14 protein-coding genes are annotated in these 16,638 nt (G+C 71.3%); 5 read left to right on the forward strand and 9 right to left on the reverse strand.

Annotated features, from left to right (window positions below):
- The first annotated feature begins 38 nt into the window (after positions 1-38).
- On the forward strand, positions 39-1,205 hold the full coding sequence (gene hutI, locus OG729_RS23645; protein ID WP_405808009.1) for an imidazolonepropionase: 1,167 nt from the start codon (positions 39-41) through the stop codon (positions 1,203-1,205).
- Here hutI and OG729_RS23650 read toward each other — a convergent pair.
- Entirely contained in the window at positions 1,184-2,050 is an 867-nt protein-coding gene (locus OG729_RS23650; protein ID WP_360883041.1) for an NAD(P)H-binding protein, read from the reverse strand. The two genes, hutI and OG729_RS23650, sit on opposite strands and share 22 nt — an antisense overlap.
- Positions 2,051-2,085: 35 nt before the next feature.
- Positions 2,086-2,826: a hypothetical protein gene (locus OG729_RS23655; RefSeq protein WP_360883039.1), complete on the reverse strand. Its 741-nt coding sequence runs from the start codon at positions 2,824-2,826 to the stop codon at positions 2,086-2,088.
- A 112-nt stretch (positions 2,827-2,938) separates the two neighbouring features.
- On the opposite strand from OG729_RS23655, the gene OG729_RS23660 reads away from it, so the two are divergent.
- Positions 2,939-3,634, forward strand: a complete 696-nt coding sequence (locus OG729_RS23660; protein ID WP_405808010.1) for an aspartate/glutamate racemase family protein — start codon at positions 2,939-2,941, stop codon at positions 3,632-3,634.
- Positions 3,635-3,655: 21 nt separating this feature from the next.
- Here the strand turns inward: OG729_RS23660 and OG729_RS23665 are convergent, their stop codons facing one another.
- On the reverse strand, positions 3,656-4,867 hold the full coding sequence (locus OG729_RS23665; protein WP_405811251.1) for a cytochrome P450: 1,212 nt from the start codon (positions 4,865-4,867) through the stop codon (positions 3,656-3,658).
- A gap of 333 nt (positions 4,868-5,200) precedes the next feature.
- On the opposite strand from OG729_RS23665, the gene OG729_RS23670 reads away from it, so the two are divergent.
- Genes OG729_RS23670 through OG729_RS23680 form a run of 3 tightly spaced genes read left to right on the forward strand, consistent with a single transcriptional unit; the run spans position 5,201 to position 8,448 of the window.
- Positions 5,201-6,277 (forward strand): GNAT family N-acetyltransferase, encoded by a 1,077-nt coding sequence (locus OG729_RS23670; protein WP_360883035.1) that lies wholly within the window; start codon positions 5,201-5,203, stop codon positions 6,275-6,277.
- A gap of 12 nt (positions 6,278-6,289) precedes the next feature.
- Complete coding sequence (locus tag OG729_RS23675) at positions 6,290-7,654, forward strand: glycosyltransferase (protein ID WP_405808011.1); 1,365 nt, start codon at positions 6,290-6,292, stop codon at positions 7,652-7,654.
- On the forward strand, positions 7,651-8,448 hold the full coding sequence (locus OG729_RS23680; protein WP_405808012.1) for a polysaccharide deacetylase family protein: 798 nt from the start codon (positions 7,651-7,653) through the stop codon (positions 8,446-8,448). Before OG729_RS23675 ends, OG729_RS23680 begins: the two co-directional genes overlap by 4 nt.
- 27 nt (positions 8,449-8,475) lie before the next feature.
- On the opposite strand, the gene OG729_RS23685 is transcribed toward OG729_RS23680, so the two are convergent.
- The 6 genes from OG729_RS23685 to OG729_RS23710 all read right to left on the reverse strand — a co-directional run bounded on the left by OG729_RS23685 (position 8,476) and on the right by OG729_RS23710 (position 16,410).
- Positions 8,476-9,567, reverse strand: a complete 1,092-nt coding sequence (locus OG729_RS23685; RefSeq protein WP_405808013.1) for a glycoside hydrolase family 26 protein — start codon at positions 9,565-9,567, stop codon at positions 8,476-8,478.
- Complete coding sequence (locus tag OG729_RS23690; RefSeq protein ID WP_360883025.1) at positions 9,564-10,010, reverse strand: hypothetical protein; 447 nt, start codon at positions 10,008-10,010, stop codon at positions 9,564-9,566. Before OG729_RS23690 ends, OG729_RS23685 begins: the two co-directional genes overlap by 4 nt.
- Positions 10,007-11,848 (reverse strand): glycosyltransferase, encoded by a 1,842-nt coding sequence (locus OG729_RS23695; RefSeq protein WP_405808014.1) that lies wholly within the window; start codon positions 11,846-11,848, stop codon positions 10,007-10,009. The genes OG729_RS23690 and OG729_RS23695 overlap by 4 nt, the downstream gene beginning before the upstream one ends.
- Before the next feature lie 90 nt (positions 11,849-11,938).
- Positions 11,939-14,152 carry a lipopolysaccharide biosynthesis protein gene (locus tag OG729_RS23700; RefSeq protein ID WP_405808015.1) on the reverse strand — a complete coding sequence of 738 codons (2,214 nt, stop codon included), beginning with the start codon at positions 14,150-14,152 and terminating at the stop codon, positions 11,939-11,941.
- Positions 14,145-15,332 (reverse strand): DegT/DnrJ/EryC1/StrS family aminotransferase, encoded by a 1,188-nt coding sequence (locus OG729_RS23705; RefSeq protein ID WP_405811253.1) that lies wholly within the window; start codon positions 15,330-15,332, stop codon positions 14,145-14,147. The genes OG729_RS23700 and OG729_RS23705 overlap by 8 nt, the downstream gene beginning before the upstream one ends.
- Positions 15,333-15,516: 184 nt before the next feature.
- Positions 15,517-16,410: an RNA polymerase sigma factor SigF gene (locus tag OG729_RS23710; RefSeq protein WP_360882093.1), complete on the reverse strand. Its 894-nt coding sequence runs from the start codon at positions 16,408-16,410 to the stop codon at positions 15,517-15,519.
- Between the last annotated feature and the right edge of the window lie 228 nt (positions 16,411-16,638).

Raw genomic sequence — 16,638 nt, forward strand, 5'->3', positions numbered from 1 at the left:
AGGGGCGGGTAGGGGAAACAACCCCCGGAGAGGAACCCATGAGCACCGTTATCACCAACATCCGCAGCCTCGTCACCAACGACCCCGCCCTCGGCGACGGCCCCCTCGGCCTCATCCACGACGCCGCCGTCGTCCTCGACGGCACCCGCGTCGCGTGGGTGGGCCCCGCCGCCGCCGCCCCCGGCGCCGACGAGGCCCACGACGCCCACGGCCGCGCCGCCATCCCCGGGTTCGTCGACTCCCACTCGCACCTCGTATTCGCGGGCGACCGCACCGAGGAGTTCAACGCCCGGATGTCCGGCCGCGCCTACTCCGCCGGCGGCATCCGCACCACCGTCGCCGCCACCCGCGCCGCCACCGACGAGGCGCTGGAAGCGAACCTCACGCGCTACCTCGACGAGGCACTGCGCCAGGGCACCACGACCTTCGAGACCAAGTCCGGCTACGGCCTCACCGTCGAGGACGAGGCCCGCGCCCTGCGGATCGCCGCCGAGCACACCGACGAGGTCACCTACCTCGGCGCCCACATCGTCCCGCCCGACTACGCCGACGACCCCGCCGGCTACGTCGCCCTCGTCACCGGCGAGATGCTCGACGCCTGTGCTCCGTACGCCCGTTGGGTCGATGTCTTCTGCGAGAAGGGCGCCTTCGACGGCGACCAGGCCCGCGCGATCCTCACCGCCGGCAAGGCCAAGGGCCTGCACCCCCGCGTGCACGCCAACCAGCTCGGCCACGGCCCCGGCGTGCAGCTCGCCGTCGAGCTCGACGCCGCGTCCGCCGACCACTGCACGCACCTCACGGACGCGGACGTCGACGCCCTGGCCGGCGGCGCGACCGTCGCCACGCTGCTCCCCGGGGCGGAGTTCTCGACGCGCGCCGAGTGGCCGAACGCCCGCCGCCTCCTCGACGCGGGCGCGACCGTCGCGCTGTCCACGGACTGCAACCCGGGCTCGTCCTTCACGTCCTCCGTCCCCTTCTGTATCGCCCTGGCCGTACGGGACATGGGGATGACCCCGGACGAGGCGGTCTGGTCCGCGACGGCGGGCGGCGCGGCGGCCCTGCGCAGGGACGACGTCGGCCGCATCAGCCCCGGCGCCCGCGCCGACCTCGTACTGCTCGACGCGCCGAGCCATGTCCACCTCGCGTACCGGCCGGGCGTACCGCTCGTGTCGCACGTGTGGCGTCAGGGCAAGAGGTGCCGGTAACTGCCCGGATTCAGCGTCAGATAGTCCGCGAACGACATCGCCGGATGCGCAGTGAGCCGCGGTACCGCATCGGACACAGTGGCCAATTCACCGGCGGCGATGGCCTCGTACGAGGACACCCACCCGGCGACCTCCCACTCCGGGGCTCCGTATCCGGCACGTGAGGCGTACGCCTCCTCGCGGGTCTGAGGCACATAGCGGATCTCGCGCCCGGTGACGCGGCTCAGCTCGGCGGCGGCCTCCGCGAGGGTGAGCGCCTCGGGCCCGGTGATGTCGTACGTCGCTCCGTCGTGCCCGTCCCCGAGCAGTACGGCGGCGGCCGCATCGGCGATGTCCTCGTGTGCCGCTGCCGCGACCCTCCCGTCCCCGGCAGGACCGCGGATCACCCCGTCCGCGCCGGTCATGGCGGGCAGCGCGGCCAGATAGAGGCTGTCCCGCAGGAAGGTGTACGCGAGGCCCGTGCCGCGGATGTGCTGCTCGGTGTGCCAGTGGTCGCGCGCGAAGGTGAACGTGGCGTCCGGCGCGGCGCCCAGGAACGAGATGTACACAATCCGCTCGACCCCCGCCGCGACGGCCGCGTCCACGGCGGTGATGTGCTCCCGCACCCGGTCGGCCGACTCGTGCGCCGACACCAGGAAGAGAACGCCGGCCCCGTCGACCGCCTGCCGCATGGCCTCCCCGTCTCCGTAGGACGCGGGCGGCGCCTTGACGCACCCGGCGAGTTCCGGCAGCCGTGCGGGATCACGGCCCAGCAGCCGCGCCCCCACCCTTCGCTCGGAGAGCCGCCGCGCGAGACGCCCGCCGATCTGTCCGCCGGCTCCGGTGACGGCGATGAGCGGGGTCATGGGCGCGTCCTTTCGTCGTGCTGCTTGCCCCGAGGCTACGGCTGCCCAAGCCCCTCACCCTCGGCCTGCTCAGGCGGCGGGCCCGCCGGAGTTTCGGTCTTCCCCGTCTGCCCCTCGCGCCTGCTCTCGATCGCGTTCAGGATCAGCACCACGCTCGCCCCCAGCACCCACGCCGCCAGCAGCACCGGCGTCAACCATGCGCTGAACGGTCCCGCCAGCGACAGCACCGCCACCACCAGGCCCGACCAGCCGAGCCAGGCCGGGATGGCATGGCTGTCCTGGGCCGCGCGCCAGACCGCGAACAGCATCACCGCCGCACCCGCCATCGACGCGATGACCGCGCCGTACGCCACGTTCAGCAGCAGGATCGCGATCAGCGAAGTTCCCGGCAGCACCGGGAAGACATCGGTGTGGTTCACCGTGATGGCGAAGATGTTCCCGGCGAGCGCGGCGACCATCAGGAACGCCACGAAGACCGTCCCTCCCACCAGCACCAGGTGCGAGCGGTTCCCGGCAAGGCGGGAGATGGCCACCAGGAAGAACAGGAACAACAGTCCTGCCGCGAGGAGGATGAACGCCGTGGCTTCGGAAGCGTCCCGGTTGCTCTCGCTGAGATAGAAGAACAGGACCCTCCGAAGCGCGCCCGTGCCACTCACGTCGGGGGTGTTCCACCACAGCACATACCCGGCGATCAGCAGCCCCGCGGCCGCGAGACCGGCTATCCCGGGCCAGAGGTCTCGGTGCTGGAGGGGCTGGGCAGGTTCTGCGTTGTGCAACGCCATCATGGTGCCTCCCACGGGAGAGCCCCCGAGAACAGGTCTTTTGTCGCTTTCATTATATTTTGTTAATTGCTACAAGGGCGGCCGAGCCGCGTGGCACAGTGGGGCGATGAAGACCATCGGGCTGATCGGCGGCATGAGCTGGGAATCCAGCGCGGAGTACTACCGGCTGCTCAACGAGCTCGTACGGGAGCGGCTCGGCGGTCTCCACTCCGCCCCCTGCATCCTGCACTCCCTCGACTTCGCGGAGATCGAGGAGCTCCAGGTCGCGGGCGACTGGGAGCGCGCCGGTGAGATCCTCGCCGACGCTGCCCGAGGCCTCCAGGCGGCGGGCGCGGACCTGCTGCTGATCTGCACCAACACCATGCACAAGGTCGCCGGCCAGGTGGAGGCCGCCGTCTCCGTGCCGCTGCTGCATCTCGCGGATGCCACCGCCGATGCCGTACGCGCCGAGGGACTCACCCGGGTCGGGCTGCTCGGGACCGCCTTCACCATGGAGCAGGCCTTCTACCGGGACCGGCTGGCCGGGCACGGTCTCGAGGTGCTCACCCCAGACGCCGACGGGCGTGCGCTGGTGCACCGGGTGATCTACGAGGAGCTGTGCCGCGGAGTCGTACGGGAGGAGTCCCGCTCCGCGTACCAGGACGTCATCGGCAAGCTCGTCGCCGCGGGGGCGGAAGGTGTCGTACTCGGGTGCACCGAGATCGAGTTGCTCATCGGGGAGAAGGACAGCCCGGTGCCCGTGTTCCCGACGACCCGGCTGCATGCCGAGGCCGCCGTGGACGCCGCTCTGGGCGGGCGCTGACGCCCGCCCACGGCAGGCGGCTCAGGCCCGGGGCCGCGGCCGTACCGGCAACTCCCGCACGCTGTTGCCCACAAAGCTCGCGTGCCGACGCAACTGCGCCTCCGGGACCGCCAGGTCCAGCTCCGGGAAGCGGGTGAACAGCCGCTCCAGCGCGATCGTCGCCTCCATCCGCGCCAGGGGCGAGCCCAGGCAGTAGTGCGGGCCGTGCCCCAGCGAGAGATGCCGGGCCCCGCCCGTCCTGGTGATGTCGAAGCGGTCCGCGTCCGGGCCGTGCGCGGACGGGTCGCGGCCGGCCGCCGAGTAACCGGCAAGCACCGGCGTGCCCTTGGGGATCACGGTCCCGTCGAGCGTGAGATCCCGGGTCGGGTAGCGGAACGGGAAGTAGCTGACCGGGCTGTCCCAGCGCAGCGTCTCCTCGACCACGTCCGACCAGGACGCCTTGCCGGACTGCACGAGATGGAGCTGATCGCGGTGGCCGCACAGGGCGCGGACGGCGTTGGTGATCAGATTCAGCGTGGTCTCGTGCCCGGCGATGATCATCAGCAGCAGGGTGCCGATCAGGTCGTGCGGGCTCAGCCGGTCGCCGTCCTCCTCGCGGGCGGCGAGCAGCGCGCTGGTCAGGTCGTCGCCCGGGTTGTCCAGCCGGGTCTGGGTCACCGTCGCGAGGACGGCGACCATCTCGCGGTTCGCGGCCATCGCCTCCTCGCGGCCGATGGAGGTGCTCACCACCTGGTTCGACAGATGGTGCAGCCGGTCCTGGAACTCGGCGTCCACGCCGAGGAGTTCGCAGATGACGCCCATCGGCAGCGGCAGCGCGAAGTGCGTACGCAGATCGGCCACGCCGTCGCCCGCCGCGGCCGCCTCGGCCAGGTCGTCCAGCAGCTGGGCCGTCACCGTCTCGATCCGGGGCCGCAGCTCCTCCACCCGGCGGGCCGTGAACGCCTTGCTCACCAGCGAGCGCAGCCTGCGGTGGTCCGCGTCGTCCGCGGTGGTCATGCCCTGCACGGTCGCGAAGGTCTTCAGCGGCCAGCCGTCGGGAATCCGGCCGTCGCGCAGCGCCGTGAAGTGCTGGGCACCCTTGGCGACATCGGGGTGGGCGAGGAATTCCCTGAGCGCCTCATGGCCGAGCACCGCCATGCCCGGTACGTCGCCGGGCAGCACGATCTCGGCGACCGGTCCCTCGGTGAGCAGCCGGGCGTTGTCCGCGTGCGGGCAGCCGCCGGCCGGGTCCATCCGGTGCGGCGTATCACGTGAAGTGGTCAACTGAGCTCTCCTGACTCCGCGTTGGGCGGGACGTCTAAAACACGCCCTGGTCCCGGCCGGGCCGATGAGCAGCATGTCACCGGCCCGGGGCTGCCGCCCGCCGAGGGCCGGATCGCGGGCGGCGTGCACCCCCCTCCGTCACTCGAACATCATCCGTATCCCTCCTTCTCGACTCCTTCACGGATCCGTCACAAAAGTGGTGACGCTACCTATCCTGTCGGTATATGGGCCGGTACCGTCCTGTACGGGGAATGGCTCAAAGGGGAGGACCGGGGGGTCGAGTTGAGCGGTGTCCGCAGTGCTGTGCGTATAGATGTGGTGAAACCCGACGATCTTGCCGAGGCGGAGATAGAGGCCTGGCGAGAACTGCGCGCGAAGAGCGGGGCGCCCGCCAACCCGTTCATGGAGCCCGAGTTCACCCTGGCTGTCGGCCGGGTGCGGCCCGCCGCCAGAGTGGCCGTGCTCTGGGAGGACGGACAGCCCGCCGGCTTCTTCCCGTACGAACGCGGACCGCTCGGCCACGGCCGGGCGATAGGCCTGGGCGTCTCCGACTGCCAGGGCGCCGTGCTGCGCCCCGGCGTGCACGTCGCGCCCCGCGAGCTGCTGCGCGCCTGCGCACTCTCCGCCTGGGAGTTCGACAATCTCGAAGCCGACCAGGCACTGTTCGTTCCCTCCGCCGCCGAGGAGTTCACCTCACCCGTCATCGATGTCGGCGCGGGCTATGCGGCCTACGAAGAGGTGCTGCGCGCCCAGTCGCCCAAGTTCCTCAGGACGACCCTGGCCAAGGAGCGCAAGCTGGGACGGCAGGCCGGCGAGGTGCGCTTCGTGTTCGACGAGCGCGACCCGGCCGCGCTGCGCACACTGATGGGGTGGAAGTCCGCGCAGTACCGCAGGACCGGCCGCAGGGACCGCTTCGCCAAGGAGTGGATCAACACCCTGGTCCGGCTGCTGCACGAGACGCGCACGCCCGGCTGCACCGGGGTGCTCTCCGTGCTGTACGTCGCCGACCGGCCCGTCGCCGCGCACTTCGGGCTGCGCTCGCGCACCGTCCTGTCCTGCTGGTTTCCCGCGTACGACCCGGATTTCGCCAAGTACTCACCGGGCCTGATCCTGCATCTGCGGATGGCCGAGTCCGCCGCCGCGGAGGGCATCGGGATGCTCGACCTGGGGCGCGGGTCCTCGGAGTACAAGGACTCGCTGAAGACCGGCGAGCTGCGGGTGCACGAAGGGTTCTCGGTACGGCCGGGGGCGCGGGCCGCCCTGTACTGGATGAGCCGTGAGCCCTCGCGTCTCGCGCACAGCTTCGTACGCAACCGGCCGCGGCTCGCCGGGTACGCGCAGCAGACGCTGAAGCAGATCGGCCGGCTCCGCGGCCAGTGACGGGGGAGAGCCATGAAAAGCACACCGCTCGGACCGCGGCCGGCCGAGCTCCAGGTCACCGAGCTCGACCTGGACGGGCCCGACGGCGCCGTCCTGAGCTTCGGCCCCGCCCTGCCGGGCGGACCGGCCGTCCGCGGCGGTGACGTCTACGCCCTGGTACGCCTGCGCGGGCGGCCCGTCGCCACCGTCGTCTGCCGAGTCCCGCCCGGAAAGCGGCCCGCGGACGCCGTCGCAGCCACCGCCCGCGCGAAGCTCGGTGGCCGCGGGCCGACGGCCCCGCCCGGAGACAACGCGCTCGGCGACGACGCCCCCGGCCCGCCCGAAGCACGGGATGCCGGGCGCCCCGCGGGCGATCTGCCGCGTACCAGCGTCGTCGTCGCCACCCGCGAGCGCGCCGACCAGCTGGCCCGCGCGCTGGACTCGCTGCTCGCCCAGGACCACCCCGACTTCGAGATCGTCGTCGTCGACAACGCGCCCGCGACCAGCGCCACCCAGGACCTCGTCCAGCGCAAATACGGCGAGCGCGTCCGGTACGCCCGTGAGTCCGTGCCCGGTCTCGCGATGGCCCACAACCGCGGCATCGCCGTCGCCGACGGCGCGGTCATCGCCTTCACCGACGACGACGTGGTGGCGGACCCGCACTGGCTCACCGCGCTCACCGCGCCCTTCGCCGCCGATCCGGGGCTCGGCTGCGCCACCGGGCTGATCCTGCCCGCCAGGCTGCGCACACCCGCACAGATCCTCCTGGAGAGCCACGGCGGCTTCGCCAAGGGCTTCGCGGCCCGCGAGTACGATCCGGCGCACCCGCCCGCAGGCGAACCGCTCTTCCCGTTCACCGCGGGCAGCTTCGGCTCCGGCGCCAACATGGCCTTCAGGGCCGCGGCCCTGCGCGACATCGGCGGCTTCGACCCCGCCACCGGCACCGGCACCCCCGCCATGGGCGGCGACGACCTCTACGCCTTCGTCAGCGTCCTCGTCGCCGGGCACCGGCTGCGCTACACACCCGAAGCGCTGGTCTGGCACCACCACCGGGAGACCTGGCAGGACCTGAAGAACCAGGCGTACGGATACGGCGCGGGCCTGACCGCGTATCTCACCGCCGTACTCGCCCGCCATCCCGCCATGCTGCCCGCGCTGCTGCGCAGGCTCCCCCGGGGACTGGCGCACGCCCGCACCATCACCGCCCACCGCGACGCGGCAGGAGCGGCGGTGCCGGGCGGGCACGGCGCGCAGGACTACCCATGGCCGCGCCATCTCTCCCGGCTCGAGCGCCGCGGCATGCTCGCCGGGCCGATCGGGTATGCGAAGGCACGCCGCAGGGTCCGGGGCCTGCCACTGCCCTGGGAAGAGCGGGCCAGGCCTCAGGGGGACGGATGACGACACCCCGGATTCCCGTACTGCTCTACCACGCCGTGATGGACGACCCGCCCGACTGGATCGCCGAATTCACCGTCACTCCAAAGGATTTCGGCGCGCAGCTCGACGCGATCGTCGACAGCGGCCGCACACCGGTCGGGATCAGCGCGCTCGCCGGCCACTTCGCGGGCAACTCACCGCTTCCGGAGCGGCCCGTCGTACTCACCTTCGACGACGGCTTCGCCGATCTGCCCGGCCCCACCGCCGAGGCGCTGGCGTCCCGCTCGCTGCCGGCCACCGCGTACCTCACCACCGGAGCGATCACGCCGGGCCGGCGCAGTCTGCTGCCGCCCGCGCCGATGATGACGCTCTCGCAGGCACCGCTGCTCGAGCAGCACGGCCTGGAGGTCGGTGCCCACACCGTCACCCACCCGCAGCTGGACACCCTCCCGCCCCGGGCCCTGCGCCGCGAACTGGGCGAGCCCAAGGCGGTGCTCGAGGACCTGCTCGGCCATGAGGTGGCGCATCTCGCCTATCCGCACGGCTACAACAGCCGGGCGGTGCGCAACGCCGCTCTCGGCGCCGGCTATGCCTCGGCCGTGGCCGTACGGCATGCGCTGAGCTCCGAGACCGACGAGTCGTACCGCATCGCCCGCCTCATCCTGCGCCGCGGCCACACGGTGGCGGACATCGAGGCGTGGATGGACGGGCGTGGTGCGCCGGTCGCGCCGTACCCCGACTCGCTTCCGACGATCGGGTACCGGCTCTTCCGGCGTGCCCGCGCCGCCGTCAAGGGCCCGGTCTTCGCGGGCTGACGGATCGGCCGACGGTTCGCACGGCCGTCAGGATCCGGGTCCGACCTGGTTGAAGTACGGGTCGGCGACCGCCTTGCGCAGGCTTTTCCAGGATTCGTCCCTGGCCAGGGAGAGATCACAGCCGGGACCCGGGTCGCGGAAGTTCCACTGGAGCGCGGCGTGCACGCCCTCAAGTCGCTTCACCACGCGCGGCACCTGCTCGTACCACTCGGCCTGCGCGGACGGCTTCGAGGGCTCGTCCGCCGTGCCGAACTCGGAGAGCATCAGCGGTTTTCCGGCGGAGATGTTCTCGCGGATCCAGTCGTGCGAGGCCGTCTGGGTCTGCGCGAAGCTCTGCCACTGCGCCTTGTGGCAGCGGTAGTAGTTGTACTGGTTGTAGCCGATCCAGTCGACGTACGCGTCGCCCGGATAGAGCCCCCGGAACAGCTCGCTGTGGCCGGTGTAGCCGGTGATGATCCACGTCCACACCACATTGGTCACACCCAGCTCGCGGAACCGGTCATGGATGTGCCGGTAGGCGGCGACGTACTCGGCGGGTGTGCCGCTGGCCGGGGTACGGGTGTCCATCTCCAGGTCGAAGGAGAGGAAGAGCGGCTTTCCGTACGCCTTGATGCGCCCGGCCTGGACGTCGATCACGCTCTTGTCCAGTGCCCCCGCGGCGATCTGACTCCACCGCGGCTGCTCGGCCGGGGTGCCGTTCCACCGCTTGCTCTCCCAGGACAGCAGCAGCATCCGCTTCTTGCCCACGCGCTGCTCCTGCTCGGTCAGCAGCTGTCCTTCCAGGCCGCCGAGGGACATGTCGTGGTACGTGTACACGATGTCCAGCGTGCGGCCGATGCGCTTCTCGTAAGCGAGGACGTTCTTTTCGAGGTCGGGCTTGCTGTGCCGTACATAGGCGCCGAACCAGGCGCCGCAGCGCGGTACCAGAAGCTTGGTCGGGCGGCATTGAGGGCTGTTCGCCGAGGGGTTGGAGTCGCTTGTTCCGGACGACTTCAGGGCGAGTACGCCCACCAGCAGCACACTGAGGAGAGCCGTGGAAACGGCCCACAGCCGTCGTCGGTCGTGCGGCTTGCGATGGATGCCTGGCGCCCCGGGAAAGGGGCGTCGGGGTAACGTCACAGAGGTGCGCCTTTCTGGGGCGGTGACGATGCCCGCGCGGTCCTGGTCCGGCTGCCGCGCAGCTGCGGACAGCAGGCGGCGAGCATCGTCAGCAGGGTGAGCAGCACCAGGACCCGTTGGCCGCTGAACGCGTGGGCGGCCATCAGTGCCGTGGCGCTGACGACCGCGGCGCTCACGCTCAGCAGGGTGGCCAGGACGAGCTGCTCAAGACGGTCGGAGTCCCGTTCGAAGCGGTGGTCGAAGCTCTCCACCGGTCCTATCGCCCGATGACGCGTCAGGGCGGGTCCGCAGACGCGCAGGACGGCGGCTCCGGGACCGGCGAGCAGGAACACGGCAACGGGCGCGGCCCGCAGCGGGGATCCGGCGGGGAGGGCGGTGGCGCCGATGGCGCACCAGCCCACGAAGGGCGGCAGCAGCCGGATCGCGAGCGTCTGAGGTCTCATGGGGTCCTCCCCGCCGAGCTGTCGGTGCCTTCGGTGCCTTCGGTGCCTTCGGCGTCTTTGGGGGCTTCCGTGCGCTTCAGTTCGTAGACGACGCCTGCGCTGTTGCGGCCCACCTGCTGGAAGAGCGGCGAGGCCGCGACGGACTTCCGGATGCTCCGCAGCTGATCGCCCGTGAGCATGCCGTTCATCTCGGAGTTGGCGATCTGGCCCTGCGTGAGCAGGAAGTACGCCCGGCCGGGCGGCTCGACCGAGGCCATGTCGCGGGCGAGGGTTGCGGCCGGGTCTCTCAGGATCTCCTCGACATGGCTTTTGGCATCGTCGAGGAACCAGTAATGCTGCACATTCCAGTACGAAGCGTACGCGAGCGGGTAGTTGCGGTGGGCGGCAACGACGAGAGAGCCCTTGGGTGCCTGGTCGATGACCTGCCGGACCAGCGCGACCTCCTGCGGCGGGAAGTAACTGAGCCGGTCCTTGCCCGAGTAGCTGGGCACGAACGCCGCCGTGAGCGCGAGCAGCGCGGCACCGGGCAGCACGGCGCGCAGGCCGGACACGGGCTGCGGCGCCCCGTGCCCGCCGGGCTCGGCGGCCAGCGGCCGTACGTCGGGCAGCAGCGCCGACGCCGCGAAGAAGCAGGCGCCGGGCAGCATGAACAACAGCACCCGGAAGATCATTTCGCTGCCGTAGTCATTGGCCACCAGCATCAGCAGCGGGACCGCGCCGAGCAGCAGCAGCGGCCGGGCGCGATGCCGCAGCACCCGTCTGCGCAGCACGCCGATCAGTGCCAGCAGCAGTACGGAGGCCGAAAGAAGCCGGGAGACCCAGGAGACGATCACCGGTCCGGTACCGGTCGGCGTCGACCCGTACCCCGTCTGAAGGTTGTGGCTCACATCCCCGAAGGAGCTCACCATCTCGGGCACCGCCTCGCGCAGAAACGGCAGCGAGGCCGTGAGATTCCAGGCCAGGAACACCAGCAGCAGCGTGACCAGCAGCGTCCAGTCCCGGTACCGCCGGGTCACGCACAGCACGGCCAGAGACGCCACCAGCATCACCGGGGTGAGCTGGTGCGAGATGACGATGGCGGTGATCAGCGGGATGAGCAGGGCGGTCCACAGCGCCTGCCGCGATCGGCGGCCCCGCGTCGGACGCTCGCCGCGTCTCAGCGCGATCGCGATCACGCCGAGATACAGGGCGAGCGCCAGCGACTGCGGCGAGAAGTAGTCCTGCCCCACCCAGTTGGCGACGTAGAAGAGCCAGACCGCGGTCCAGATCAGCCGGCGGTCCTGGGTGAAGGTGCGGTAGATCAGCAGCAGCGGTGCGAGCAGCAGCAGGCTGGAGAGAAGCGGCCACCAGGCCATGTACATCGCGGCGTTCTCCACACCGGTCAGCCGCACCAGGGCGGCTTGCGCGGCGAAGAAGCCGGGCCACTGGTCGTACACCGCCATGTCGCCGAGCTGGTCGCCGCGTTGCATGCCGCCCGCCGTGAGCAGATGCTCGATGACCGCGTCGTGCTTCCACGCCCAGGAGTAGAGCGGGGTGGGGTAGACCAGCGCCTGGGTGGCGCGCTCCAGCACGATCAGGCCCACCGTGTACGCGAGTGACCATCGGCCCGCGCGCAGCGGATCCCGTACGCAGATCCAGAAGCCCGCCGTCAGCAGCGCCAGCGCGATCCAGAAGGCCGCGGGCAGCGCCCCGACAAGACCGAAGTCGCCGAGCCGTGAGGTGTCGGTCCGGGCCACGGCGTACGCCCACAGCGCGAGTGCGCCGACAAGCGGGGCGGCAAGGCCCAGCGGGCCCGTCCAGCGCGTGTGGTCGGCAACGGGCAGATCGGCGAGATCCATTGCTGAGCCGTTCCCGGCTTGGTGGTGGGGGGCGGCCACAGGTCTCCCGGCGTCGGTGGCTGGCTGGTGCACGCTTGTCCCCCTGGTGGTTCAGTTCCGAGCCGGCGCCGAACGCGCCGCGCGTATCCAGATCAGTGCCAACGCCGCACAGGTCAGCAGCAGTTGGAGCGGGAGCGCGAAGGGCGCGAGAGGTCTCTGCAACGCCCAGCCGCACACCGCGAGCAGCCACAGCGTCCCCCACTGCGCCGCGACCGGCAGCCCGACCGCTCGCACCATCGCCAGCACGGCGACCAGACACAGCAGTTGGCAGACGGTCGGCAGCCAGCGCAGCAACGGCTCGGGGCTGTCGAGACCTGCGGCCGACGCGAGGAAGCCGGCCAGTGTCTCGTACCACGCACCCTCGCCGGGCTCCGGTTCCCAGCCGAGCACGGCGGGCGCGGTGTGCAGCGCGGCAAAGGTGACCAGCATTCCGGCGCCGAGCAGCACGGGGCGCGGTCGCAGCAGCGAGAGCGCGGCGCAGTACACGACGATGAGCAAAATGCCCGCGGTGAGCGTGACCGGCGGCAGCGCAGCCAGCAGCTGGGTACCCGAGAGCTGGTCCATCGTGATGTCCGGGGCGTGGAACATCGGGCCCCAGAAGAGCACGGCCGCGAGGCCGAGAAGAGCCCAGAGCGCGGTGGCGAGGCGCTCCTCGCCGGGCTCGGCCTCCGGGCGCCCGCCGGTGGCCCGGGCCGCCGGATCCTGTACGTGCACGATGCCGAAGGCGGGTGTGGCGGTGTCGTCGTGTGCGCCGCGCAGATACGCGGTCTGCCGCGCCCAGTCCGTCCCGTACTCCTTGGCGTACTCGGCCGCCGCCTGCCGGCGCCGGTCGGCGGCCTTCCGGGCCCAGGTCGTGCCGTACTCGATCTCCTCCTCGCGCCCCCGGTACAGCAGCCGGGCCAGCCGGGAGGGCCGCGGCTCGCGGCCCGACAGCACGGCGCGCAGTCCCGGCGCCGAGACCGTGGCCATGAAGGTCATCGACAGCAGCATCGCCCAGCCCGCGCCGGAGATCCCGGTGTGGCCGAGCAGCACGGCCGCGCTGCCGAGGACCAGCGCGCACATCGTGCCCTGGAGGACGGCGAGCACGCCCGTACGCCCCTGGACGCGCAGCACCCCGATGTACAGCTCGACGGCCACCCGCGGCAGGGCGGCGGCGGCCAGCAGTCGCAGCACGGTGGTGCCGTGCTCGGCGTAGTGGGCGCCGAAGGGCGTGAGGATCTGCGGGGCGAAGGCGATCAGGATCAGGACGACGGGCACCAGCAGGATCGCCATGCGGCGCAGCGCGCCGCGCACGCCCTCGGCGAGGCTCTCCGGGCTGTGCGAGGCGTGGGCGGTGAGCGACGAGGCCATGTTGATGGCCATGAACTCCATCGTTCCGCCGACGGTGTACGCCGTGTAGAAGAAGCCGTTGTGCGCGGCGTCGAAGCGGACCGCGACGATCACCGGCAGCAGGTTGATCATGGCGAGGCTGAACAGCGCCCCGACCGAGTCCCCGGCGAGGAACCGGACCAGCTCCCGCATGCCGGGCGGCTCGCGGTTGCGGTCGGCTGCTGCCTGGCGGGGGATGAGGCGGCGGAAGATCAGCCAGGCGAGCGGCAGCACCGACAGGGCGATGGCCAGCGCCCAGGACACGAAGATGCCGAGCACCGGCATGGTGGTGGCGAAGGCGACGAGCAGCAGCAGCTTGCCGGTCGAGAAGACGGCGTTGCCGACCGGCACCCAGACCGCCTTGCGCAGACCGGTCAGTACGCCGTCCTGGAGCGTGAGCAGCGCCCAGGCGACACAGGCGACGGTGAAGAAGAGCCCGGCGGTCAGTCCGTGCAGCGGGGCGAACGAGGCGCCCCACAGATCGAGCGTGAAGAGGAAGGCGGCGCTCGCGACACAGACCACCAGCGAGCTGGCCGCGTAGGCGCGCCACACGAGAGGTCCGGTCGCCCGTCCGGCACGCGGGACGTACCGTACGACTGCTCCGATCATGGTGGTCGCGGTGATGGAGGCCAGCAGCCGCATGGCGGCGATGGCCGCCGAGCCCTGGCCGACCGCCTCTTCGGTGTAGTAGCGGGCGGCGACCAGCCAGAAGCCGAGGCCCAGGGCCGCGGAGACGCCGGTGGAGAGCATCAGCGCGTAGGCGTTGCGGAACATCGAGTCGCCGCTGGCGGGCTTCGCCGCATTCGCCGCGCCGTCCGCCCCGGTCACATCCGGGGCGGACGGCTCGGGCGGCGGCGCGGCGTCCGACGGCTTGCGCAGCCGGGTGGTGTCAGACACCGCGGTCGCCCCGCACGGGCGGCTGTGTGGCCGTGGCCCCGGACGGCGGCGTGGCGGGCCGGGCGCCCAGCTCGGTGAGTACGGATATCGCCGCCTCCGCCCGGAGCGGGTCGACGGGCAGGGCGTGCCGGGCGAACCAGGCGGCCGCCTCCGGCGCGGGCGAGGGATCGGTGAAGACCTCGCCGGCGTAGGCGTCGAGCGGCGGGTCGTAGAGATAGCCGGTGGTCATTCGGTGCCGGGCGAGCGCCGCGATGGCGGCGTCGCGGTCCTCCACCAGCAGCGGCACCCGGAACAGCGGCTGCACGGGGCCCGGTCGCGGCAGCGCCCATCGGGTGGCCGACAGCCGCAGCGCCCCGGCGCGATGTGCCTCCAGCCGGCTCTCCAGGCGCTTCAGCAGCCGCCCGGTGCGCCGCAGCCGCAGCCCGCCCGGTCTGAGCCGGTAGTCGTGCATGTCCACGCGTATCCAGGAGTGGAAGTCCTCCAGGGCCGGCGCGGGCGCGGCGGCCAGTGCCTGCTTCAGCTCGCCGGGCCGCAGCTCCATCCGGATGTCCTGGCGCTCCTCGAGACCGAGCAGCCGCAGGGTGGCACGGGCCGCCCCCACCAGCCGCAGCCCCCGCACGCCCGCCTCGGCGTACGGTCGCAGGCCGTAGGCGAGCTCCGCCGTCAGCCGTGCCGGTTCGAGGAGCTCGTCGCGTGCCCGCTCCAGCCCCGCCCGCAGCGCCGGGTCGGCGACGGTGAGGAATCCGCCGGTCTTGGCCCCGGTGTGTTTGGAGAGGCTGAAGACGGACACGTCGCCGAAGCTCCCGACCGGCTGCCCGGCCGTCTGGCTGCCGATCGCGTGCGCGGCGTCCTCGATGAGCGGGATCCCCAACTGGCCGCAGCGGGCGCGCAGTTCGGGAGCCGGGTCGGGATTTCCGTACAGATTGGTGGTGAGCACGGCACCCAGGCCGCGCCATACGGACTCGGGCACGGCCGCCATGTCGATGGAGCCGTCCTCCGGCCTGAGCGGTGCCTGTACGGGACGCAGTCCGGCGGCGAGCAGCACGAAGAAGATGACATCGTCGTTGACCGGGGACATCAGCACCCGGGCGCCGGGCGGGCACCAGTGGCGCAGCGCCACATAGAGCCCGAGACGGCATGACGGCACATACAGACATTCCCTGCCCAGGCGGTTGCGCATCAGCGCTTCCAGTGGTGCGTACGCCGCCGGGCAGCCCTCCCCAAGAGCCATGTTGTCCCCCCACTAACCCCGCGCTCAATGTGGACCAAACGGGACTGCCCCGTCAATAACGAGGAAGGGCCCATTCCTTGACGGAATGGGCCCTTCGAACGGCCTGCGCGGCGCGTCCCCGGCAGGTCCTTGCTCACTCCTCGAGCGTCAGGGCCTTCCTGAGGCTGATCAGGGTGCGGGACAGCAGCCGGGACACATGCATCTGCGAGATCCCGAGCTCCTCGCCGATCTCCGCCTGGGTCATGTTGGCGACGAAACGCAGGGAGAGGATTTTACGGTCCCGTGGCGGAAGGCTTGCAATCAGCGGCTTCAGCGACTCGACGTACTCGATGCCCTCGAGGCCGTGGTCCTCGTAGCCGATGCGGTCCGCGAGCGCGCCTTCCGAGTCGTCCTCGTCGGGCTGCGCGTCCAGCGAGCTCGCGGTGTACGCGTTGCTCGCCGCCATGCCCTCGACGACCTGGTCCCTGCTGATGCCGAGCTGCTCTGCCAGTTCGTCCACGGTGGGTGCGCGGTCGAGCTGCTGGGAGAGTTCGTCGCCCGCCTTCGCGAGGTCGAGCCGCAGCTCCTGGAGCCGACGCGGCACCCGCACCGACCACGAGGTGTCGCGGAAGAAGCGCTTGATCTCGCCGATGATGGTCGGCATCGCAAAGGTCGGGAACTCCACGCCCCTGCTGAGCTCGAAGCGGTCGATCGCCTTGATCAGGCCGATGGTGCCGACCTGGATGATGTCCTCCATCGGCTCGCTGCGGGAGCGGAAGCGGGAGGCGGCGAACTTGACCAGTGCCAGGTTGAGTTCGACGAGTGTGTTGCGTACGTAGGCGTACTCGTGGGTGCCTTCCTCGAGCGACTCCAGCCGTCCGAAGAGGGTTTTCGACAGGGCGCGGGCGTCCAGCGCCGCCACCTCGTCGAAGGGGGGGATCTCAGGCAGCCCTTCCAGGCCTTCCGGGCCCTCGGAAGGGGCGGTGGCGGGGGCGGGCAGTGTCGACGGCGCGGTGGGGGTACGCGATTCGTCGAGCCGGGGTGACATGGTGGTCCTCCATCGTTCTCGGCATATGGCTGCCGATGCCAATACATGCGCTGCGGTGAGCGGCGCCTCCAAAGCCGGTCGTGGTTCGTTGTGTCTTATCTAGGCCTACCCGCTCCTCACCGGCCGTCGCAAGTGTCGTATGTTCGATATGTCCGTTTTGATGGGGAGTTCGGCTGGCAGGTCTGCGTGTCGAGGGCGTAATGTTCGACGGACGTCGGCGCCGTCGAG

Origin of the sequence: Streptomyces sp. NBC_00210 (assembly GCF_045160975.1) — a bacterium.
Lineage (GTDB): Bacteria > Actinomycetota > Actinomycetes > Streptomycetales > Streptomycetaceae > Streptomyces.

Excerpts from the sequence above, each read along its gene's own strand:
- hutI (WP_405808009.1), top strand. The coding sequence starts at position 39 with ATGAGCACCGTTATCACCAACATCCGCAGCCTCGTCACCAACGACCCC.
- OG729_RS23650 (WP_360883041.1), bottom strand. The coding sequence starts at position 2,050 with ATGACCCCGCTCATCGCCGTCACCGGAGCCGGCGGACAGATCGGCGGG.
- OG729_RS23660 (WP_405808010.1), top strand. The coding sequence starts at position 2,939 with ATGAAGACCATCGGGCTGATCGGCGGCATGAGCTGGGAATCCAGCGCG.
- OG729_RS23665 (WP_405811251.1), bottom strand. The coding sequence starts at position 4,867 with ATGGACCCGGCCGGCGGCTGCCCGCACGCGGACAACGCCCGGCTGCTC.
- OG729_RS23675 (WP_405808011.1), top strand. The coding sequence starts at position 6,290 with ATGAAAAGCACACCGCTCGGACCGCGGCCGGCCGAGCTCCAGGTCACC.
- OG729_RS23680 (WP_405808012.1), top strand. The coding sequence starts at position 7,651 with ATGACGACACCCCGGATTCCCGTACTGCTCTACCACGCCGTGATGGAC.
- OG729_RS23690 (WP_360883025.1), bottom strand. The coding sequence starts at position 10,010 with ATGAGACCTCAGACGCTCGCGATCCGGCTGCTGCCGCCCTTCGTGGGC.
- OG729_RS23695 (WP_405808014.1), bottom strand. The coding sequence starts at position 11,848 with ATGGATCTCGCCGATCTGCCCGTTGCCGACCACACGCGCTGGACGGGC.
- OG729_RS23705 (WP_405811253.1), bottom strand. The coding sequence starts at position 15,332 with ATGCGCAACCGCCTGGGCAGGGAATGTCTGTATGTGCCGTCATGCCGT.
- OG729_RS23710 (WP_360882093.1), bottom strand. The coding sequence starts at position 16,410 with ATGTCACCCCGGCTCGACGAATCGCGTACCCCCACCGCGCCGTCGACA.